This window comes from Jeotgalibacillus haloalkalitolerans, assembly GCF_034427455.1.
GTDB lineage: Bacteria > Bacillota > Bacilli > Bacillales > Jeotgalibacillaceae > Jeotgalibacillus > Jeotgalibacillus haloalkalitolerans.
This window is the reverse complement of record NZ_JAXQNN010000001.1, coordinates 981,550-1,003,819: the sequence shown is the minus strand read 5'-3', so window position 1 is coordinate 1,003,819 and position 22,270 is coordinate 981,550. Positions and strand designations below refer to the sequence as shown.

At 44.9% G+C, this 22,270-nt stretch carries 18 protein-coding genes; all 18 read right to left on the bottom strand.

The features are described 5' to 3' along the window. Positions 1-29: 29 nt before the first annotated feature. A complete protein-coding gene (locus UFB30_RS04620; protein WP_322420502.1) occupies positions 30-899 on the bottom strand; it encodes a YitT family protein in 870 nt (289 codons plus the stop codon). 303 nt (positions 900-1,202) lie between these two features. Beyond that, positions 1,203-2,307 (bottom strand): peptide chain release factor 2 gene (gene prfB / locus UFB30_RS04615; protein WP_343217557.1). Its coding sequence is split into 2 segments (ribosomal slippage): positions 1,203-2,234 and positions 2,236-2,307, totalling 1,104 coding nucleotides; the frame shifts between segments, so codons are not numbered across the junction. Positions 2,308-2,785: 478 nt separating this feature from the next. Further along, the gene (gene secA / locus UFB30_RS04610) at positions 2,786-5,293 is read right to left on the bottom strand and encodes a preprotein translocase subunit SecA (RefSeq protein WP_322420500.1); all 2,508 of its coding nucleotides are present in this window, start codon (positions 5,291-5,293) and stop codon (positions 2,786-2,788) included. A gap of 560 nt (positions 5,294-5,853) precedes the next feature. Then, on the bottom strand, positions 5,854-6,684 hold the full coding sequence (locus UFB30_RS04605) for a DUF1028 domain-containing protein (protein ID WP_322420499.1): 831 nt from the start codon (positions 6,682-6,684) through the stop codon (positions 5,854-5,856). A gap of 33 nt (positions 6,685-6,717) precedes the next feature. After that, complete coding sequence (locus tag UFB30_RS04600; protein WP_039811079.1) at positions 6,718-7,248, bottom strand: chromate transporter; 531 nt, start codon at positions 7,246-7,248, stop codon at positions 6,718-6,720. Beyond that, a complete protein-coding gene (locus UFB30_RS04595) occupies positions 7,245-7,772 on the bottom strand; it encodes a chromate transporter (RefSeq protein WP_322420541.1) in 528 nt (175 codons plus the stop codon). The genes UFB30_RS04600 and UFB30_RS04595 overlap by 4 nt, the downstream gene beginning before the upstream one ends. A 36-nt stretch (positions 7,773-7,808) precedes the next feature. After that, a complete protein-coding gene (locus tag UFB30_RS04590; protein WP_322420498.1) occupies positions 7,809-9,419 on the bottom strand; it encodes a gamma-glutamyltransferase family protein in 1,611 nt (536 codons plus the stop codon). A gap of 316 nt (positions 9,420-9,735) precedes the next feature. Then, positions 9,736-10,770, bottom strand: coding sequence for a YecA family protein (locus tag UFB30_RS04585; protein ID WP_322420497.1), 1,035 nt, complete (start codon positions 10,768-10,770; stop codon positions 9,736-9,738). Positions 10,771-11,165: 395 nt separating this feature from the next. Continuing rightward, on the bottom strand, positions 11,166-11,915 hold the full coding sequence (locus UFB30_RS04580; protein WP_322420496.1) for an SDR family NAD(P)-dependent oxidoreductase: 750 nt from the start codon (positions 11,913-11,915) through the stop codon (positions 11,166-11,168). Positions 11,916-12,225: 310 nt separating this feature from the next. Then, positions 12,226-12,816 (bottom strand): ribosome hibernation-promoting factor, HPF/YfiA family, encoded by a 591-nt coding sequence (hpf, locus tag UFB30_RS04575; protein ID WP_039811095.1) that lies wholly within the window; start codon positions 12,814-12,816, stop codon positions 12,226-12,228. 145 nt (positions 12,817-12,961) lie between these two features. Further along, complete coding sequence (locus tag UFB30_RS04570; protein ID WP_322420495.1) at positions 12,962-13,945, bottom strand: aldo/keto reductase; 984 nt, start codon at positions 13,943-13,945, stop codon at positions 12,962-12,964. 178 nt (positions 13,946-14,123) lie between these two features. Further along, positions 14,124-16,319 carry an EAL domain-containing protein gene (locus UFB30_RS04565; RefSeq protein ID WP_322420494.1) on the bottom strand — a complete coding sequence of 732 codons (2,196 nt, stop codon included), beginning with the start codon at positions 16,317-16,319 and terminating at the stop codon, positions 14,124-14,126. A 496-nt stretch (positions 16,320-16,815) separates the two neighbouring features. Continuing rightward, positions 16,816-18,504, bottom strand: coding sequence for a methyl-accepting chemotaxis protein (locus UFB30_RS04560; protein WP_322420493.1), 1,689 nt, complete (start codon positions 18,502-18,504; stop codon positions 16,816-16,818). Between the two features lie 347 nt (positions 18,505-18,851). Next, a complete protein-coding gene (locus UFB30_RS04555) occupies positions 18,852-19,052 on the bottom strand; it encodes a YjfB family protein (RefSeq protein WP_322420492.1) in 201 nt (66 codons plus the stop codon). A gap of 14 nt (positions 19,053-19,066) precedes the next feature. Beyond that, positions 19,067-19,414, bottom strand: a complete 348-nt coding sequence (gene fliT / locus UFB30_RS04550) for a flagellar protein FliT (protein WP_322420491.1) — start codon at positions 19,412-19,414, stop codon at positions 19,067-19,069. Further along, a complete protein-coding gene (fliS, locus tag UFB30_RS04545; protein ID WP_322420490.1) occupies positions 19,414-19,815 on the bottom strand; it encodes a flagellar export chaperone FliS in 402 nt (133 codons plus the stop codon). The genes fliT and fliS overlap by 1 nt, the downstream gene beginning before the upstream one ends. A gap of 20 nt (positions 19,816-19,835) precedes the next feature. Then, positions 19,836-21,887, bottom strand: coding sequence for a flagellar filament capping protein FliD (fliD, locus tag UFB30_RS04540; protein WP_322420489.1), 2,052 nt, complete (start codon positions 21,885-21,887; stop codon positions 19,836-19,838). Positions 21,888-21,897: 10 nt separating this feature from the next. After that, positions 21,898-22,260, bottom strand: a complete 363-nt coding sequence (gene flaG, locus UFB30_RS04535) for a flagellar protein FlaG (RefSeq protein ID WP_322420488.1) — start codon at positions 22,258-22,260, stop codon at positions 21,898-21,900. Positions 22,261-22,270: the final 10 nt, after the last annotated feature.

The following is a 22,270-nucleotide window of genomic DNA, read 5'->3' as shown; positions in this document are numbered from 1 at the left end:
TATGTCAAATCTTTTCTTAAAATAACAATTTACTCTCTTTTAAATCCTTCACCTAAAACTTCCGATGCGTCATTTACAATAACAAAAGCCTTCGGATCGATCTTTTTTACTACATTTTTCAGTTTTGTAAATTCCGTCTGATCAATGACACACATGAGAATCGGACGTTCACGATCTGTGTATCCTCCATACGCTGACAGCTTTGTCACACCTCTGTCCACTTCATCAAATATAGCCTGACTGATCTCTTCCTGACGATTCGTAATAATATGAACCATCTTCGAGCGCTGCCAGCCGACCTGCACGAGATCAATCGTTTTACTTGTTACATAAAGCGCGATCAGTGCATATAAACCCTGTTCAATACTGAAGACAACTGCTGAACTGAGCACAATCAATCCATCAATGAGTGCAATACTCGTCCCGAGACCAAGGCCGCTGTACTTATGTATAATCTGCGCAGCCAGATCCGTTCCGCCTGTAGATGCTTTACCTCTAAATACAATTCCTAAACCAATTCCAACACCAATTCCGCCAAATAATGCGCCAAGTAAAGGGTCCTCTGTCCATGGTGCCCAATTCTCCGTTAAAAATACCCATCCAGGCAGCGCAAGTGTTCCCACAAACGACTTCAATCCAAAGTTTTTACCGAGTAAAATAACACCAGCAATAAACAGTGGAATATTAAAAGCATACTGCACAATCGCAGGACGCCATTCAAACAATCCGTTTAAAATCGTACTGATCCCGCTTGTTCCACCGGATGCCACCGCATTTGGTAGGAGGAATACATTAAAAGAAATCGCGACAAATAATGCCCCGATGATCACATAAAAATAGTCAATTGCACCATGCCAGCGTTTCGGCTCACTCTGACCACGGCGATTTTGCTTACCCATCAACAGTCATCCTTTCTATATACAAGTTTACAACGCTAGAGAGTATAGCATGTAGCGACATTTCTGTGAATATTGTCATGCTAGAGCGTTAGTGCGGTGAAGGGTATAAGGTTTGATTGAATATGGCGGTGCGCGGGCTGATTGTCGATGTTTTAGTCCGGGATGTAGCAATTGGGCTCCAGTGTGCAGCGATACACCCGGAAGCTTGTAGGTGTTCACACTCAGAATGTAGCAATCGCACCATAGTTTTGTCATATTCACCCACAAAAAAATCCGCTGCACTCAGGCAGCGGATCTCACTCATTAGTTATTGATTCTTGAACGTAGATAAGAATTGATAAACGGATCAATATCTCCGTCCATCACGCCCTGTACGTTACCTGATTCAGTACTCGTTCGGTGATCTTTTACCATTGAATACGGATGGAAAACGTATGAGCGGATCTGGCTTCCCCAGCCGATCTCTTTTTGTTCGCCGCGGATATCGGCAAGCTTTTGCTCCTGCTCTTCAATCTTCAGCTGATACAGCTTGGATTTCAGCATTTTCATCGCAGATTCACGGTTTTTGATCTGTGAACGTTCAGACTGACATGATACAACAGAGCCGGTTGGAATATGCGTAATCCGCACGGCAGAGTCAGTGGTATTAATGTGCTGACCGCCGGCGCCACTTGCACGGTACGTATCAATTTTCAGGTCTTCTGTACGGATCTCGATTTCAATTTCATCATTGAATTCAGGCATGATATCACATGACACAAACGACGTGTGACGACGGCCTGAAGAATCAAACGGTGAAATACGGACAAGACGGTGTACGCCTTTTTCCGCTTTTAAGTAGCCATACGCGTTATGACCTTTAAATAGAAGCGTAACAGATTTGATTCCCGCTTCATCTCCAGGCAGGTAATCAAGTGTTTCCACTTTGTAGCCACGCTTTTCTCCCCAGCGCTGATACATACGCAGCAGCATTGAACCCCAGTCCTGAGACTCTGTTCCACCGGCACCCGGATGTAATTCAAGGATCGCATTATTTTTATCATACGGTTCGCTCAACAGCAGCTGCAGCTCAAATTCATCCAGCGTTTTGCGGAAAGTTTCAAGTTCAGATACCATTTCAGCGTGCATTTCTTCGTCCGGCTCTTCTTTTAAAAGCTCATGTGTGACTTCAAGGTTTTCCTGTGTTTCCACAAGGTTATGGTAACCGTTCACCACATCTTTTAAGCCGTTTTGTTCGTTAATGATGCCTTGCGCTTTTTGCTGGTCATCCCAGAAAGTTGGTTCGACCATGATTTCATCAATTTCAGCTAGTCGTGCCTCTTTGTTTTCTAAGTCAAAGAGACCCCCTGAAGTCCGCCAGAACTCTGGCTGTTTTTTCGAGCTCGTTTCTTACATCTGATAATTCCATTTGAGTTCCACCTTATTGTTGAGTTGTTTTTGTTTTCAAAACCGCTTGTGCTTTCCGTGTGGGACTGCGCTTTCCTGCCCCCGGACGGTGAGCTTCCTCAGGCTGCGCCTTGCGGGATCTCACCTGTCCTTTCCTGGGGCGGGAGTCTCCGTCCCACACTCCAATCACAAGCTATGTTTACTTTATAATATTTGAAAGCATTCAATAAATTCATCTGCATTAAACACTGAGACAAAACTCAGTTATTAGGGACTGAGAATGTTCAGAGGTGACGTGTTTACGAATTTGATAACACAAATGTTTATACCTGCACAGCTGATTATTGGTGCGGAAGGGGGCGACTCCAGGACGATTAGTTGGAAGCTGAGACCCCACAGGCGAAGCCGAGGAGGTCTAATGGAGCCAGAAAACGGCTCATCCAGGAAAGCGTCCCCCTGGAGCTCCAATCATCAGCCAGTTATAACTGAGATATATTCACTTAAACACCATGACAGTTCTTATATTTCTTACCGCTGCCGCATGGGCATGGGTCGTTGCGGCCGACGTTGCTTTCCTTACGTACCGGCTGGACTTTTTTCTTTGTCCCGCCGTCTTCTTTTGGATTGACTGCCTGGCCTTTTGCAACTTCCTGGCGTTCGATGTTGCTGCGGATTTCAGCTTTCATCACGTATTTTGTAACTTCTTCATTTACAGATTGCTGCATCGTTTCGAACATAGCGAAGCCTTCGTTTTGATACTCACGCAGTGGATCGATCTGACCGTATGCACGCAGGTGAATACCCTGGCGCAGCTGATCCATTGCATCAATATGGTCAATCCATTTCGTATCAAGTGAGCGGAGAAGAACGACTTTTTCAAATTCGCGCATTCTTTCGCCAAGCTCAGCTTCACGCTCATCATAACGCTTTGTGACTTCTTCCATGATGAGAGATTTCATCTCGTCATTGGATTTACCTTCAAGCGTTTCAGCAGTGATCACATTTTCAGGCAGCAGATTTGCAAAGATGAAGTGCTCAAGACCTTTCAGATCCCACTTGCTTGTCTCTTCAACCATCGGTGCATGTGCATCCACTGCATCGTAAACAGTTGATTCAACCATTTTATCAACAATGTGGCGAAGGTTTTCTGATTCAAGAATCTCGTCACGGTCTGTATAAATGACTTCACGCTGCTGACGAAGAACATCATCATACTGCAGAAGCTGCTTACGTGCGTCAAAGTTGTTACCTTCAACACGTTTTTGTGCAGACTCTACTGCACGTGACACCATTTTACTCTGGATTGGCTGTGAATCGTCCATTCCAAGGCGTGACATCATATTTTTCATATTGTCAGAACCGAAGCGGCGCATCAGGTCATCTTCCATTGAAAGATAGAACTGAGTAACACCAGGGTCTCCCTGACGTCCTGAACGTCCGCGAAGCTGATTATCAATACGGCGTGATTCATGGCGCTCTGTACCAATTACGGCAAGTCCGCCAAGCTCTTTTACACCATCACCAAGCTTGATATCTGTACCACGTCCGGCCATGTTCGTCGCAATCGTAACTGCTCCGCGTTTACCGGCATCTGTAATGATCTGTGCTTCACTGCCATGGTTTTTCGCATTCAATACGTTGTGCGGAATGCCTTTTTTCTTCAGTTCACTTGCGATCAATTCTGACGTTTCAATCGCCACTGTACCAACAAGCACCGGCTGGCCCTTTCCATGACGCTCGGCAATATCCTCAATCGCTGCCATATACTTTCCTTTTACAGAAGCATAAATCAGATCAGCTTTGTCATCACGCACGATTTCACGGTTCGTCGGGATCACAACAACTCTCATATTATAAATGTTGCGGAATTCCTCTTCCTCAGTTTTCGCTGTACCGGTCATCCCTGACAGCTTTTCATAACGGCGGAAGTAGTTCTGGAAAGTAATTGAAGCCATAGTCATCGACTCATTCTGAATCTCAAGACCTTCTTTCGCTTCAATTGCCTGGTGAAGACCATCACTGTAACGGCGCCCTTTCATTAGACGGCCCGTAAACTGGTCAACGATGACCACTTTTCCTTCTTCCACGACATAATCAAAGTCACGTTTCATGGAAGCATGTGCTTTTAATGACTGATTAATATGGTGATTCAGTGTGACATGCGCATAGTCAAACAGGTTATCAATGCGGAACGCTTTCTCTGCTTTTGTAATCCCGTCCTCAGTCAGCTGTACACCCTTCGTTTTTTCATCATATGTGTAATCCTCGTCAATTCTGAGGTTACGTACAAATGCATTTGTCTGAATATAAAGCTGCGTGTTCTTCTGAGCCTGACCCGAGATAATCAGCGGTGTTCTCGCTTCATCAATTAAAATCGAGTCAACTTCATCAATTACAGCAAAATGCAGCGGACGCTGAACCTTCTGCTCTTTATAAAGCACCATATTATCACGCAGATAATCAAAGCCAAGCTCATTGTTTGTGCTGTATGTGATATCCGCTAAATAAGCTTCACGCTTCTCATCTTTGTCCATGCTATTTAAATTTAATCCGACCGTCAGCCCAAGGAAGTTGTAAAGCTGTCCCATTTCATCAGCATCACGGCTGGCAAGGTATTCGTTGACTGTAACAACATGCACTCCTTTACCAGTGATCGCATTTAGATAAACAGGCATGGTAGACGTCAGCGTTTTACCTTCACCGGTTTTCATTTCTGCAATGTTACCTTCGTGAAGTGCTGCAGCACCCATCATCTGAACACGGTATGGATCAAGACCAAGCACACGTTTTGCGCCTTCTTTTACAACAGCAAACGCTTCAGGCATCAAATCATCAAGTGATTCACCCTGCTGATAACGCTGTTTGAATTCATCCGTTTTTGCGCGCAGCTGCTCATCAGAAAGCTGTTCAATGCTGCCCGCTTTTGCCATTACCTGGTCAGCTACTTTATCAAAACGTTTCACATCACGCTTATTACCATCAAAAATTTTATTCAAAATTCCAGACATGTTAACGCTCCTTTATATAACGGGCGGAAAAACCGTCCTTGCTATTCACATCGCAAACAGAGATTATACCCCTGTTACGTTTACGCTAAACCTACATATACACCTAATTATCTTATCACTTACAGGGGGGATATACAAGAAATGGGGGGATTGTGTTAGCGTCTTGCAGACTGGGTTGGAGATGGAGACAAGTCGAGAGGGAACTGCGACATCCTGGCGGTGGAATGGTGCAACCTCCCTGGTGTATCGCGACAACTCCAAGCCGCAATGTTACAACTTTGACCAGAATAGCGACATCTACGCCCTTGCACTACACCATGCCCTGCATGCACTTGAGTAACAAGCTTTTAGTTTCTTAAGGGCATCAAGTGGGTGTGGTGCTGTGATTTAGTGTGAGAATACTACATCCTAAGTGGGTGATTGCTGCATCCTGGTCGCGGATTGTGACAACTCACATTGTGTATCGCGACATCCAGAAACAGAATCGCAACAACTTCAGTAAAAAAACCGTCATCCTCCCCCCTCTTTTACACAACAAAAAAACCGGGCCTCCGCCCGGTTTACGTCCGTTCCATATATTCCACGACTTCCATGTCCACATACCCTTCTGCCTGCTCACGCATTTCAAAGTTTTCTGTATGCAGATAGTTGCGCAGTGCTTTGTGAATGGACATGCCCTCTTTCAGATAGCCGTGACGCACGAGCTGGAGTTCAAGCTTCTTTTCGACTTCGTCTTCGATCGCTACGATGTATTCTTTTTTAGCTGGTGCAAAGTAGAGCTGGTGCAGGCGGTAGATCCGGATCAGTTCATCAACAGGCGTTGTATGATCATCTACACGCAGATCGATATAGCGGTCATTAAAGCCGCCATAGCCCCCCTTATCTTTTACAACCAGCAGTGCAGCCGATTGCTGACCGCGCGAGTCCCCTCCGGCAGCCTGACCTGCTGCAAGTGCTGCCAGCAGTCTGTCGGCGAGTGGCTGTCCCTCTGCATTTTCATAAGCGCGCGCCATTGATTCAACGGTACCTTCGACCAGAATATTCCCCTGCACGGCAAAATGCTTTCCGGTCATCCCGCCGGCCCAGTCATAGCACTGCTCACCTGTATATGTAGCGGCATTCCCCTGGTTATCAATAATGCCGACCTGTCTGTACACGCGGTCTTCATCTTCTTTTGTTAAAAGCTCAATTGTTTCTTCAGCTGTTTTCCCTGCCATAATATAAGTCATCGCTTCCGGCCCGTAGGTTGTGTTTGCATAGGACTGTGTCGCTACTGCCCCTACACCCGCAACCGCATGCGGCACAACAGCCCCTACTGCCAGGAATTTTGATTGCGTTGCTACGCCCCATTCTTTTTCTACAGGATCATAACCCACGATTGAATACGTCATTTTCAGCACTCCCTCATATCAAGATGCTTTTATTTACCCTAAGAAAACCGCTCCGTAAACCAGCGCCCCGGCAATGACAAATGCAGGGTGCACCTTAAAACGTTCCAGCAAAACAAAGCTGATCGCCGCCAGTACAACAGTCTGCACAGTCCCTGTTGCTTCAATCGCATCCGCGAAAAATCCCCATGTCATCACACCTAAAAGCACTGCAATCGTCGGGCGCACGAGTGTGGACATTTTTTTCACACGCGGAGAATCCTTATACTTCATAATCAGCCCAAGAAGGACAATCATCAGAATTAACGAAGGGGCGATCGTTGCGAAGAGTGCAACACCTGCTCCTAAAATTCCGCCTTCTGCATAGCCGATATAACCGGCCATTTTTGTTGCAATCGGGCCCGGAAGAGAGTTCCCGAGTGCGAGCACTTCTGAGAATTCCTGTGTGGTCATCCAGCCATAGCGGTCCACCACTTCATTTTCAACAAGTGGAATTGAAGCTGGACCCCCGCCGTAACCGAGAATACCCGGTATAAAAAATGCTAAAAAGATTTCCCAATAGATCATTGCTTAGCACCCCGCTTTCCACCAAACAGCAGTGCATACAACAGAATGCCGAGAATTAAAATCGCCGGGTGCAGCCCTGCCATTTCAAGCAGCACAAAGCTTCCGAGAATCAGCGCAATCGCACTGCCCCAGCCAAGCGCACTTTTAGATTTCTTTACAAAGTCCCAGGTCAGCACGGCAAGCATCACGCCGACTACCGGCACCACTGCCTGCGACATACCATTCACCCAGGCGACGTCACGGTACGCGTTCAACGCCATCAGCATGACAATCATCGCAACCACAGATGGAAAAGTTGTTGCAAACACTGCATTGATCATACCCAGCACGCCGCCGACACGGTAGCCGATATAGCCGGCCATTTTTGTTGCAATCGGCCCCGGCATCGCATTGCCGAGCGCCAGTACATCTGAAAATTCTTCGTCACTCATCCATTTATAATGTTCCACCACTTCTTTATGAACGAGTGGAATTGATGACGGTCCGCCCCCAAAGCCGAAGATGCCGACTCTGAAAAATCCCATGAACAGACCGCCCTGTTTATTCTTCGCCAACATTCATCACCACGCTGCAATTTGTCCGTCTGTACGGGATTCTGTCCCGCCTTTTAACACGCCAGTCTCTGGATCGCGCCAGATGATCTGTCCGCGTCCGAAGGATCCACCGTCTGTTGTTACCTGAATCGTATGCCCTTTTCGCACAAGCGCCTGCGCTAAATGGTTCGGGAAATGCGGCTCCACATGAACTGTTTTCCCATTCATCCACTGCCATCTCGGCGCATCAAGCGCTGCCTGCGGATTCAAATGGAAATCAATTGTATTCACTGCGACCTGAAAATGACCCTGCGGCTGCATGTAGCCACCCATCACGCCAAACGGACCGACTGCTTCCCCGTCTTTTGTAAGGAATCCCGGAATAATCGTATGATACGTCCGTTTACCCGGCTTCAGTGCATTCGGATGTTCAGCATCAAGACTGAAATCATGCCCTCTGTTCTGAAGCCCAATCCCGGTTCCCGGCACGACTACGCCTGAACCGAACCCCATATAGTTACTCTGAATATATGAAATCATATTTCCTTCATCATCTGCTGCTGCAAGATAAACCGTACCGCCTTTTGGGAGCTCCATCGGCTCGGGATCCATCGCCTTTTCACTGATTACTTCACGGCGTTTGTCCGCATATTCTTTTGATAAAAGCTCTTCTGTTGAAATCGGCATATCCTCAGGCTCAGTGATAAACGCTTTTCCATCTGTAAACGCAAGCTTCATCGCTTCAATCTGCTTGTGATATGTATCCGCACTCTGGAATTCATCAAACTCAAAGCCCTGTGCAATATTCAGCGCCATCAGGGCAATCATCCCCTGGCCGTTCGGCGGGATTTCCCACACATCATAGCCGCGGTAATTCACTGACACAGGCTCAACCCACTCAGGCTTGAATGCTGCAAGGTCCTCTTTTGATAAATATCCTCCGTGCTCCTTCATATAAGCATCAATTTTATCAGCTAATTCCCCGCTGTAAAAGCTCTCCGCTTTCGTGTCTGCAATTTCTTTTAACGTCTCAGCATGCCCCTTTGAAGACCACATCTCACCAATTTCAGGCGCCCGTCCCTCAGGTGTAAATGTATCGAACCATGGTTTATAAACATCTTCCTTGAAGATTTCCTTGAATTTCTCGGCAGCAGACTTCCAGTACTTCCCGAGAATAGGTGACACCGGATACCCCTCTTCAGCTAAACGGATCGCAGGTGCCATGAGCTTTTCAAAAGGCAGCTTTCCGTGCTTTTCAGAAAGCTCAGCCCAAGCAGCCGGTACACCTGGCACAGTCACCGGCTCCACGCCAAAAACAGGCATCTTCTCATAACCGCGCTTCTTCATTTCTTCTATTGAAATAGACTGCGGTGCAGGACCGCTTGCATTCAGACCGTGGAGTTTGTTTTTCGTCCACACAAGCGCAAACGCATCGCCGCCAATCCCGTTAGAAGTCGGCTCCACAACAGTCAGTGCTGCAGCGGTCGCAATCGCCGCATCAATCGCATTGCCTCCCTGCTGCAAGATCTCAAGACCTGCCTGCGCAGCAAGCGGCTGACTCGTCGCCACCATCCCGCGCTTCGCAAATACAGTGTTCCGCTGGGATGCAAATGGATGATATAAGTAATCAGTTGTCATATATGTATGCTCCTTTTATTTCGAAATGCGAACCAATGCGTTTTATTATAGTCTAAATTGAGGGAAAATTCTAGTTTTGATTCAAAAAGGGTAGAAGCGGGTCTGTCCCGGGTCTACTGAAAACGGTAAATCAGGCTGTGATGTCACTCAATTGTATTTTCATGACACTCAACGCAGCTCATACCTACTTCAAGCCGGGTGTATAGCTACTTCGATGACAAGCATAGCCCCTTCAATTAAAAAAACATGTCCTTCAATCAAGGCACGTTCAACAAAAAACGCCGGATGCTTAAATTAAAGCATTCGGCGTCTCTAATTATGATTGTTTCTTTAATTCCTCCAACTCACCAACAAACCACTCTTCAACCTTACGTGCTGCTGAAGACACGCTTGAAGCTGTTACGTCAAACGCTTCTCCTGCTTCTTTCTGCGTCATCGGCAGCTCAGTTGCATGCTGCGCCATTAAGTAAGAGAAGGTTGCAAGGTAAGTCGCGGGCTTTCTCACTTTTGCCCCATGTTCTGCAAAATAAGCTGAGGCGATATGGCAAGCGAATAGGGAAAGGTCCTCATCACGCTGATCCCAGAATGCTTTCAGCTCGTGAAGTGCTTCTTTTTGCTGATCAGATGAAAGTGATGCTGTCATCTGGTCAATCCATTCACCGTTGTCCTCAGCCTGTTCACGGCCAACCAGTGCGCGGATAACTTCAACGACACCTTCTGTTGAAACCCACTCGCTGCGGTCTTCAGCCAGCTTTTCCACGCGTGATTTCAGCCCAGCTGCTTCACTTTTCGTGTATACTGACGGGAACATAAATCCGTATGGCACCCACTTATCTTCAAACGGAAGAAGGAGTGTAAACATGTAATCAATCGGTGCCCATGAATGGAAGTCGGGAATCGTCACTTCATATGTTTCGCCAGTGATCAGGTCCTTCATTACCACTTTACGCGTCAGCTCTTCCATTTCAGTCACTTCTGCCACAACCGGTTTAGGCTTCTGCCAGTTTTCAAGCAATTCTTTCAGGCGTGGACGCTCCACTGAAGGCGTACGCTCCTCCAGGAACTGCTCCCAGCTTGACGGCTGACCGTGCAGCCCGAAAAGATAAGTCAGGAATACAGTCAGGAATTGAGGCTCATTGAACACTTCCTGGACTTCCTGAAGCACATATTCATAATCCTTTTTAAACGAAGACTGCTTTGGCGCCATCGCTTCATTTAAGAAACCAAGCTGAAGGTCCATCTGCTCCTTCACTAAAATGGTTTCAATATTTACTACTTTATTTGCACAGCATTTTTTATATTTCTTACCGCTGCCGCATGGGCACGGTTCATTACGTCCAATTTCCTGCATTTCGGCACTTCCTTTTTAAAATAATCACCCATTATTGTAACACTTGCGCGTGAGAACGCAAAAAGGAGGCGATTTCAGGCGGGAAGTTGTTGCGATTTCGGGTTAGTCTTGTCGTAATTTCGCTTGATCTTGTAGCGATACACCCGGAAAGTTGTTGCTATTTCCGTCCAGCGTGTAGCAATCCCACTTTTCTGTTGTCATATTCCGTCACCAGTTAGTTTCACCACTCCCTCTTCATGCATTTAAGAACCTAAAAGACTGTTACCTAAGTGCATGAAGAAAGAGTCTCCATTGTTGTCTGTGTTTTCGTCCGGGCAGTAGGTATCTACTCCAATGGTGTAGCGATACACCCGGGAAGTTTTTCGCAATTCCAGACCAGCGCGTAGCATTACCATCTACACTCCAAACGTCTTCCCGCCATTCACATTAATATTCTGCCCCGTCACAAAGCTGGCTTCCTTACTCGCTAAAAAGCGGACCATATTTGCGATCTCATCAGGTTTCCCCAGTCTGTTCAACGGCACATCCCGCAAATAACCGCTCGCACTTTCCTCAGTAACTTCACCGTGACGTTCAACTGGTATAAAACCAGGATGAACAGCATTTACAGTGATATTATATTTCCCAAGTTCATTTGCCCAGGAACGGGTCATCCCAATCACGGCCGATTTCGCCGTAACATAATTTGAGAATTCAGGGTTGCCCAGTTCGACAACTTCACTGCCAATATTAATCACACGGCCCCACTGATTTTTCTTCATGGAAGGCATGACTTCTTTTAAAAGAAGCAGCGGTGCTTTTGCCGTAAAGTGAAGCTGGTCCAGATAATCATCCCACGTGACTTCTTCAAGGGACAACTCAGGCTGCGGACCGGTTGCATTATTCACAAGAATCTCAATCGGCTGACCAAAGGCTTCATGCGAATCAGCCACCAGCTTCTTAACTGCCTCTTCACTGGTAACATCAGCTGAAATCGCGACTGCCTCCCCACCGGAATTTCTGATCTGCTGAACGATTGCCTCAGCCTTCTCATGGTTACTGTTGTAATTGATCACGACTTTAAAACCGGCTTCAGCCAGCTTTACTGCCATACTTTTTCCCAGACCTCTTGAAGCGCCTGTTATGAGTGCAACTTTATTTGTCATGTGAATCCTCCTGTCATTTTTTATGTAAATTTTTGTTTGACTTTCACTACACACTCTTCATGCAATTATGAAACTGAAAGGCTGTTATTGAAGTGCATGAAGAGGAAAATTCCTTTGTTGTCTGTGTTTTCGTTCAGGATGTAGCAATTTCGGCCGGAGTTGTCGCGATACACCCGGGAAGTTATCGCAATCCTCGCCGGAGTTGCAGCAATCCCCGCCAAAGTTGTCCGGATCCACCGGCCAACCAGTCGCCCGCCATTCGCTACACCGCAAAACCAAAAAAGACGCCCCGCAGGACGCCTTTTATCAATCAAGCTTCAGTTTCGATCAATCCATACTTCCCGTCTTTACGCTTGTAAACGATATTTGTACCGTTAGAGTCAGCGTCGGTGAAGACGTAGAAGCTGTGGCCGAGCATATTCATCTGAAGAACAGCTTCTTCGCTGTCCATTGGCTTCAGGTTGAATGTCTTTGTGCGGACAATGTCGAATTCGCTTTCGTCACCATCATCTGCGCCGACAGACACCGGCTCCAGTTCTTCAATGCCGTTTTCCGCGTCAACCGTTGTTGCGAAAAACTCTGGCTCATTTGTTTTTTCACGGAATTTACGATTTACTTTTGTTTTGTGCTTACGAATCTGACGCTCAAGCTTGTCTAGGATTAAGTCAACAGCTGCGTACAGATCTTCATGACGCTCTTCAGCGCGAAGAGTCAGTCTTGGCATCGGGATTGTAACCTCCGCCTTTGTCTGCTTATCGTTATACACCTTTAGATTAACATGCACGTTCGCATCAGGTGTATCGTTGAAATAGCGCTCTAGCTTATCGATTTTTTTCTCCACGTACTCGCGGATTGCTGGAGTTACCTCAATATTCTCGCCTCTGATATTATAATTCAACATGTGAACTCCTCCTTTGAATCTTAAAAGCTATACTACCTATTTCTCCTCTACCCTTGCTTTCTCCTTCTTAATCGTAAAAGATTTTTTAATTTTTTGTCGAAATGGTTGCGGTAAAAACTGGGTTGTGTCACACTCAGATGCTTCCTTAATATGCCCCGCGAATGTGAGGATGAACCTCTTTCGCATAAAAGTCATGCAGCTGATTTAACTCATGCTTTGTAAAAGATGGCGTGTGCAGTGCCTGCAGGTTTTCTTCAATCTGAGACTGATTTTTAAAGCCCGGAATCGCACATGTTACTTCATCCTGATCTAAAATGAAACGAAGTGCAGCACGTGCCATATTGACTCTGCCTTCAACAATCCATTCAAGCTCTTTCGTCAGCTCCACACCCTTTTTAAAACCAAGCCCCGCAAATGTTTCACCAACATTGAACTGTTCACCGTTTTCATTAAATCTGCGGTGATCGTCCTCTTCAAACTCGTGGTCCAGCGAAAATTTATTCGTTAACAGACCACTCGCAAGCGGAAGACGCGTAATGATCCCTACACCCTTTTTCTTTGCTTCAACAAACAGCTCCTCTAATGGCTTTTGACGGAAAATATTAAAAATCACCTGCAGGCTTTTCACATTTGGATGCTGCAGACAGATAAGCCCTTCCTCAACGGTTTCCACACTCACACCATAATGACGGATTTTCCCTTTTTCCTGCAGCTGATCCAGCACACCAAATACGCTGCCATCCTCCAGAATTTCCTTTGGCGGGCAATGAATCTGATACAAATCTACACGATCCCGCTCCAGACGCTTCAGACTCCCATCCAGATAAGCCTCCACCTGCTGCATCTCATATGTTTTCGGATCATGAATATCACCGGCACGGCAAAATTTTGTCGCAATATGAATACTCGATTCCTGACCTTTCGTTGCCTTAGCAAGAAGCTCCTCACTGTGGCCATCACCGTATACATCAGCCGTATCAAAAAAATTCACACCGCGGTCAATCGCGTAATGAAGTGAACGCAGCGCTTCCTGATCATCCGACTTCCCCCATGCACCACCGATCGCCCACGTACCAAAGCTTAATTCACTCAAACTGAGTTCTGTATTGCCTAACTGACGGTATTTCACACGACACACTCCTTCCACACACTTCATTTGTATGTACATTGTACACCGGTGAAAGGGAGTTGGACAAATATTTATAAGATTCTGAGAAATAAAGATATACCAGTGATTTTAGATTGGATATACAACCCTTGCGCAGCTTGAATAGTTCCTGATTAAACAAAAAAATAACCCCGAAAGGCTATTTTCCTGAGTGAAAATATTCATGGTCCGCATCTTCAAAATGTGGATATCGCGGATTGTAAGGATGATTTCTTACATGAAGCTGCAATTCGTGCAGTGCAGAGATCAACTGGTCACGGGCAGTTTCATTCATGATAAATTCCACCCCATACTGATACAGTTTTTCCTTCACCTCATGTTTTCGTCTGCACTGTCCCGTCACTTCATATGGTTTTCCATTGATTTCAAAATAAAATTTCATCATGACATCCTGGCGAATGGGCAGTTCCATTTTCCCTGTAAATGAAAGCCCTCCACCTCCAACATTATCGATGAGAATTGGTGTTTTACCAATGGATAAAGGTTTACCGGCAAGCTGGGTGATTGTCATGGCGCCTGTCATTTTGTATGGCAGCTTGATTCTGAAATAAGTCCGTCTGTTTTCAATTGAATGTGCCCCGCCAATGAATAATGGCTTTAAAATGCGTCTGGCAAACAGCTTGCGGATATTTTCTGGTGCAATCGGTTTACTGTATAAATAACCCTGAACGTAGTCGCAACCGCGTTCCAGCAGCCATTTTAATATCGCCGGATTCTCAACGCCTTCCGCTGTCACCTTCAGTTCAAGGTCCTTGGCCATCTGGATAATCGCACTGGTGATGGCCATGTTTTCAGGCTCTTCAAGGAGGCTGCCGATAAATGACTTATCGATTTTAAGGGTATGAACTCGGAATTCCTTCAGATGAAAAAGTGATGAAAAACCGGTACCAAAGTCATCGAGCGCCACTTTGAATCCTCTATCTTTCAGCTGATTGATCACAGCTGACACGCGGTCATAATTTTCAACAAGTGACGATTCTGTCAGTTCAAAGTGGATGAGTCCCGGATCAATGTCATAAGTTCTTAATGGTGTGACCATTTTTTCAAGCGTATCAAACTGTAGAAAACTTTTTGCAGAACGATTCACAGAGATTGGTACGAGCGGCACCTTCTGACGTCGCCAGAGATCCAGATTGCGGCAGACTTCTTCCAGCACCCAGTTATCAATATCAGAGATCAGCCCGTTGCTTTCAGCAAGCCCAAGAAATTCATCAGGCGAAAGCACCCCCCATTCCGGATGATCCCAGCGGATTAACGCCTCAGCGCCAATAATCATATTTCGCTCAATTTCAACAAGCGGCTGGAATTTCAGCTCAAACTGATTTTCTTTCACTGCCCTAAACAAATCCCGGTCAATGGAAATTCTTTTATATGTATCCAGGCTGATATTTTCCGAGTGGATCATATATGAATTCACACCGGATTCTATCGCATAGTAAAGTGCTTTATGTACGTTTTTAATCAGTGCTGATGGAGTCGTTCCATCTTCCGGGAAGGCGGCTGCACCGATAAATCCGGTAAAGTAAAGTTCAAGCTTATCAATAATGATGGGGCACTGAATACCGTCAATCAGCTTTTTGCATTGCTCGACGGCCTCCTCATCACTTAATTTTTTGTGATATAAAAATATAAACTCGTTCTTCCTCACATGATAGATTTGTGCATTTTCGACATTGAGAATGTCCAGCAGCTCCGCCATTTTCTGAACAGCTTTTTTACCGGTTTTCCGCCCAATCACGTCAGATACAAGCGTCATCCGGTCAAGCTTCAGCGTCAAAATTGTAAACGGCTGACTCAATTTCATTTTTACGTCCAGATCTTTTAACAATTTCTGTTGATTTGGCAGTCCCGTCAGCTTTTCATGATCAGCATCAAACGCCTCTTTTATTTCACGCGTTTTCTCTTCCGTCATATCCATCAGCACACCGTATATGCCAATCAGTTCGCCCGCGTCATTTAACTCGGGAATCACTTTATCACTGATCCAGCGCAGATTTCCTTCTTTATCTTTAATCTGATATTCACTCTGAACCGGCTCACCTGATTTCAGCAGCTTCTGTTTTTCAAGGTATAATTGATGGAATTCTTTTTGAATTAGGTGCTCCCATTTCAGCTCATCAGACAAAAACAGTTCTGCAGCATAACCCGAAATTTCCTCAATACTGCGTGTACAGCTGGTAACGCGTCCTGTTTGAATATCCAACGTCCAAAGTGCAGTCTTAGCAAAAGCGCCGAGCTCATTAATCTGCTCCTGGCTCACTCTAAATGAACTTGTGACTTCAGCAGTATCAGCTGACTCCTCAGCACCCTTCATCAATCTTTCAAAAAGACCCATCACTCCACCTCCTGCTGGTAATGGCTCTATTATATACCATTTGTAGGAAAATAGGAGGATTTGTCGAATGTATTTTCAGACTTTTGCGACAAAAAATGTGGCTGTCTGTCACAATCGGCGAGTGATAAGCACTGAACAAGGAGATCAACAGCCGCAGATACAGGAGTGTAGCGCAGTGAATAGGAAAATCACTGCTCTCACCCCGGGTGTATCGCTACATCACAGCCCAATTCACCTACGTAGACAGCTAAAATACAACGTTCGACTCCCTCATCCTATTCGTTCACTTAGGAAACAGGCTTTTAGTTTCTTAAAGTCATCAACAGGGTGGGCACCGCACTCAAATAAAGTGGAACATACTTCAATTGCATATGAACAGCACTCAACCCAGGTGTATCGCTACGTCGACAAGGCGTGAACCTACCTCAATTTACCCTACACGTCATCCAGCAAAAACATAAAAAACCCGGAGCTCCCCCTAGCCCCGGATTCCTGATCATGCATTCAACTTAAACTTTCTTACCTCACCAGCCAGCTCTTCTGCAAGCCCTGCAAGCTCTTCTGCACTCGCAGAAATCGTCTCCATTGTACTAAGTGACTGCTCACTCGATGCGGCAGCTTCTTCAACACCGGCTGCAGATTCCTGTGATATAGAAGCAATCTCCTGAACAGAGGCATTCATTGACTGACTGCCATTTGAAATATCCTGCAGGTTATCCGTAATCTGATCCACCATCTGAATCATATCCCTGATTGATCCGTTAATTTCATTGAATCGCTCACCAGTCACCGCAATCTGTTTCGTTCCCTCATTGACTTCTTCATACCCCTGCTCAAGTGAACTGACGACGCTGCGTGATTCAGTCTGGATGCCATTTACAAAACCGGTGATATCATTTACAGAGTTCGCTACCTGCTCGGCAAGCTTACGGACTTCATCTGCCACCACTGCAAATCCTTTCCCCTGCTCACCTGCACGTGCTGCTTCGATGGCTGCATTCAGTGCTAAAAGGTTGGTCTGCTCGGCAATCTCACGAATCACACCGACAAGCTTTGATATTTCATTTGTCTGATGATCAAGACCTCGCACTTTGCCAACCGCTTCAGTCATGACCTGATCAATCACTATCATCTGCTGAATGGAGGATTCCATCATCTGTGATCCTTCTTCAGCACTTGTCATGACGGTGCGTGAACGATTCGAAACCTTTTCACTTTGCTGTGTCGTATCCTGAATCTTCCCTGAAAATACTTCCATTGTTTCAGAAAGTGAGCCGGCATTTGTCGCCTGTGCTTCAGTTCCGGAAGCAATTTCCTGCATCGTCACCGCAATCTGCTGACTGCCTTCACGCACTTCATTTGCAGATTGCGTCAACTCCTCGCTTTGAGCAGACACATTTTCAGTTGCTGCAGCAATTTTACTGACCACTGTTTTCAGGTCTTCCTGCATTTTATTTGTCGCGGCAACAAGTGTACCGATTTCATCTTTTCGCTTAGAAACGAGCGTGTCATGCGACAGATCACCGTTGGATACATGCTCCATGCGTGATGCCACGCGCTTCAGCGGACTGCCGATTGCACGTCCCATAAAAATACCGATTGCAATGGCGGCAAGTAAAGCGGCACCACTGATGACTAAAATGATTAACTGATTCGTTTCAAAAATCTCTTCATTTTCCAAATTCAGCTGATCCGCCACCCCAACACTACGGGTCTTCATATCAATCAGATCCGTCTGGGCCATCGCAAAAACAGAACCGGATGCACCAATTCCCTGCGCAGCTTCATCATAATCTCCAGCCTCAATTATCGGAATATTCCTTTCCACAGATTCCCTGTATACCGACCAATTTTCTTCAAAACTGGTCAGAGAATCAGATATAACAGGACCCGGATTCGTCGCCCATAACATATCCACAAGCGTATCCACCTGATCCATATTCTGCACAGCAGTCTGTGTCATACGGGGACTCTCAAGCAGCACGGCACTCGACATCTGCACACGCGTATTCTCCGTCATCCTCGTCAAATCCGCCACAATCGAAACCGGCACAAGCTGATCCGCATACATACTTTTTCCATTCTCATTCACCTGATTCAAAGACAACACGCTTACAACCCCAAGCAGGATCAAAAGTCCTGCAATAACCAAATACGACGTGATCAATTTCCCTTTAATCTTCAAATTATTAACCCCCATCTTGCTATATGTATAGTCTTATTATCGGGTATTAAGGCTTATTTGTGAATGATTTTTGGTATAAAAGTTTCACTTTGCGAAGGGAGGGTCTGTCCCTTCCTTCACTACCTACACTGCCCAGGTGCGCATGGAAACCATCGACGTATGTATGATTCTGTTTGAAGTAGCGACACACCCGGGTTGAGGTTGGTAAAGTGAGCATCGAGGTATGCGTCATCACATCTGAATGCTGTATCAGCCATATCGGCACACATAGGTTGTCCTGATAAGAAAGCCAGCCTTCTAACCTAATTTCAAACTAAAAAGACACCTCCCAAAGAGATGCCCTCCACTCAACCACTCACATCAACATGACTGCCTAAATGCGGCTGAGCAGCATGCTGAACTGCCTTTGTACTTTCTGAACTCATCATACTAATCAATGAGTTCGCTCCCTGCTGTGTGTGATCCATTGTCTCTTTCATTAAAGCGAAAGAAGTGGCCTGTTGAACTCTAGAAGTGCTGAGTGCAATTGATGGTGCCGCAATATCCATATAACCTGCTCCCATCAATTCCGCTTATCGTAATAAATGCCATCTTTAGCTTCAGCATTGGCATACGGGTTATTATACTTCGCTGCGGTTTGTTTTTTATCACCGGTCTGTTTAATCTTTTTCTGTATATCCAGTTTAATATTTGCAAGTTCTGCTTCAATCACTTTATTCCACTGAATAATTTCCCGTGCCAGTACTTCATCTTCAGGAGTAACCGGTTTTTGAACTTGCGCCAGAATCACTTCCCTTTCATTTAAAAGAGAAGTGACTTTTTCAATGATTTCGTCTCGTTCGGTATCAGCCTGTTCGTTCACAACATCAAATAACTCTCTTGTAATTCGGTGACAAATTGCTAATGACATCAGACTCTACCGCCTGCACCTACTTGCTGAAGCTTTCTGTTTGTCTGGATTACTTCTTTCCATGTGTCACGGAACTGTGCAACAAATCCACTAACTTCAGTGAGGATCTCTATATTATTTTGAATATTTGCTTCAATCAGGCGGCTGATTAAAAAATCATAAAGAGCAAGCATGTTTTTACCGATCTCCTGATCTGTTTTTAATGTAATCGACAGTTCTCTTAAAATCGCTTGGGCTTTTTGTATATTAATATTCTTTTGTTCAACATTTTTTTGCTCCATCGCAATCTCTGCCTGCTTAATGAACTTAAGACAACCGTTATAGAGCATTAACGTTAATTCGCCTGGTGAAGCTGTATTTACTGAATTGTTTGCATACGCCTGCTGTGGGTTTTTCACCATTTAAAACACTCCTTGTACAATTACTGACCACCCATGCCCAGTTGACTCATAAGATACATACCCTGTGAATTTGCCTGACTTACCGCTTTTTCCATTGCTGTGAACTGAGCCCAATAACGATCTTCCACCTGTATGAGACGATCTTCAAAACGTTGAATTCGTTCATCAACATTTACAATACTTTTACCAAGCGAATAATTTTGTAATGTGGAGAATTCATTCCCTGCTTTAGTACGTAGACGATCCATAGTTTCAGTTGCAGTATCATGTAAGCGGTGGATGATTCCTTTTTCACTGTCATTTGTATTGTTATTACCTCCAATAAACATAGCTTCTATTGCTTCTGGATTATTATTAATTGCTGCTTTTAATTTTGCTTCGTTGATTTCGAGTTTACCACCTTCAATATAATTTGAGGTGGTTGTAATACCAATTGAAGCTAACTGTCTCATCATTGGATCAGTATCAGAATTCGTAACAGGAGAATAAAAATCATTTCTCATAGAAGAAAGTGCACCAGTCAGAATTGGGTCTCTTCTGATTAAACCGCTTTTCGCTTTTTCGTCCCACTGCTCCTGCTGTTTCTCTGACATTTCACCACGCTGTTCGTCTGTCAATGGCTGGAATGAACGATAACGTTCTTCAGAAGTTTTTAGACTAATACCACCGATTAGTGTATTATAATTTTCTACAAATTCTTTAATGTTATCAAACACTTGGTTTCCATCGTTATTTACAGTTAGACCTGCCGGAGTTTCAGTTTCATCAAACGTCTGCTTCAGGGTAAAAGTAACCCCACTCATCGTAAACGTGTTGGACTTCCTTGTTGTTGCAAGTCCATTAATCGTAAACTCCGCATCAGACCCTTGTGTAACGGTTGATGAATCAAGGTTGAGTAAACCTGCCAAATCACCTTCAAGTTGAATATCATTTCCACTCGTATTGTAATCACCGGTTTCTTTTTTCATGACTGAAAGCTGACCCGTTGTCTCATCTAAAAGCATAGAGATACCGGCTTTACTCGAATTTACTCTTGAAAACACCTGATTTAATGACTGTGATGATTCAATTAAAAAATTCTCAGTAACTGGTGAAGCGCCTGATGTGGAGTTGTATGCACCAGCTGAGAAGCTCGTGTATTCCTGCTTATAATTCACACGAATTGACATATCAGCAGAAACAACACCATCATTAAATGTAATAACCCCTGTATCAAGGTTAATTTCACCAATACCATCAAGTGTACCGATATTACCAGTTACGTTGGAAATAGAGACACCAGCGCCGCCGTCTAGACTTACTGTAAAACCATCTTCTGCGAGGTTCTTCTTGCTAAGACTATATGTTGCAGCACCTTCTTTTAAGGTACCCTCCTGGACTTTCTGATTCGTAACGTAATCAACTTTTACAGAAGCACCTGAAGAAATCTGCACATCACTGCTGAAAGATAGTTCACCGTTTGCACTGATTGTTACCTGATTTGCAGCACCTTCTAGATTCCCGGCAGCAACTACTTTATAAGACTTACCATTCACTTGTACACTCATCTTGCTTAGTTCACTATTAACAATCGTTTCATTTGTGTGAAGGTTTAACTTTACAGGATCTGTCCCGTTAGCCGTGATGGTTTGAGAACCGACAGCACCAGTCTGCCACGTCAATGAATTCGCAAATAAATTTTCCTGAGATTTAATAGATTTTGAACCATCTACAGGAGTGGAGTTATCACTATTAATACTTGTAGTTGTAACCCATGTTTCCGCAGAAGCAAGTTTATCTACTTTAGTGATGGAGTAGGATCCCTGTGCTGCTGCGCTTGATGCTGTTGCAGTTACTCGAGTATCATCAGATGTTGACACTGTTCGTGCACGATAATTCGTTGTAAATCTCATGTCAGACAATTTATTTCTGAAATCAAGCATTAAAGCATTCATCGCACGATAATCATCACGCTGCCATTCAAGAATCTGTTTATCCTGCTTCATTCGATCTAAGGGCATTCGTTCAGCCATCATTAGATTTTTCACGATTGAATCTATATCCATTCCACTTGCTAATCCGCCAATACGCATACTCTCACTCCTATGCTTTCTGATCCATCAGGATTCCAAGAAAATCAGCCATCGCAGCGTAGGAATCCAACAGTTTTTTTGAAGGAATTTCTTTAATTACTTCTTTTGAAACATCATCAACAATCGTTACGTAATATTCTCCCAGGTCTTCATGATACTCAAACTTCAAATGAGAATCATAAGGCTTGAGTAAATTATTCAACCCTTGCACAGCTTGCTCTAGCTGCTCTTCCTTGGGTCTCTGACTTTGACTGCTTAACTCTTTCGCTATTTCCTTAGTATGCTTCACAATCGCTTCAGTTTGAGTAACTGATGATGTCTGACCCATCTGTTGAAAATCTCTGCTGCTGCTAATCTCTCCGATCCTGTTCATATTTCCATCT

Bases quoted from the DNA above. Each gene is read 5' to 3' on its own strand.
- UFB30_RS04595 (WP_322420541.1), bottom strand. From the start codon at position 7,772: ATGGGATTTTTCAGAGTCGGCATCTTCGGCTTTGGGGGCGGACCGTCA.
- fliD (WP_322420489.1), bottom strand. From the start codon at position 21,887: ATGCGTATTGGCGGATTAGCAAGTGGAATGGATATAGATTCAATCGTG.
- hpf (WP_039811095.1), bottom strand. From the start codon at position 12,816: ATGTTGAATTATAATATCAGAGGCGAGAATATTGAGGTAACTCCAGCA.
- UFB30_RS04620 (WP_322420502.1), bottom strand. From the start codon at position 899: ATGGGTAAGCAAAATCGCCGTGGTCAGAGTGAGCCGAAACGCTGGCAT.
- UFB30_RS04585 (WP_322420497.1), bottom strand. From the start codon at position 10,770: ATGCAGGAAATTGGACGTAATGAACCGTGCCCATGCGGCAGCGGTAAG.
- UFB30_RS04605 (WP_322420499.1), bottom strand. From the start codon at position 6,684: ATGACGTATTCAATCGTGGGTTATGATCCTGTAGAAAAAGAATGGGGC.
- fliT (WP_322420491.1), bottom strand. From the start codon at position 19,414: ATGTCATTAGCAATTTGTCACCGAATTACAAGAGAGTTATTTGATGTT.
- secA (WP_322420500.1), bottom strand. From the start codon at position 5,293: ATGTCTGGAATTTTGAATAAAATTTTTGATGGTAATAAGCGTGATGTG.
- UFB30_RS04580 (WP_322420496.1), bottom strand. From the start codon at position 11,915: ATGACAAATAAAGTTGCACTCATAACAGGCGCTTCAAGAGGTCTGGGA.
- UFB30_RS04590 (WP_322420498.1), bottom strand. From the start codon at position 9,419: ATGACAACTGATTACTTATATCATCCATTTGCATCCCAGCGGAACACT.
- UFB30_RS04555 (WP_322420492.1), bottom strand. From the start codon at position 19,052: ATGGATATTGCGGCACCATCAATTGCACTCAGCACTTCTAGAGTTCAA.
- fliS (WP_322420490.1), bottom strand. From the start codon at position 19,815: ATGGTGAAAAACCCACAGCAGGCGTATGCAAACAATTCAGTAAATACA.
- UFB30_RS04565 (WP_322420494.1), bottom strand. From the start codon at position 16,319: ATGGGTCTTTTTGAAAGATTGATGAAGGGTGCTGAGGAGTCAGCTGAT.
- flaG (WP_322420488.1), bottom strand. From the start codon at position 22,260: ATGAACAGGATCGGAGAGATTAGCAGCAGCAGAGATTTTCAACAGATG.
- UFB30_RS04600 (WP_039811079.1), bottom strand. From the start codon at position 7,248: ATGATCTATTGGGAAATCTTTTTAGCATTTTTTATACCGGGTATTCTC.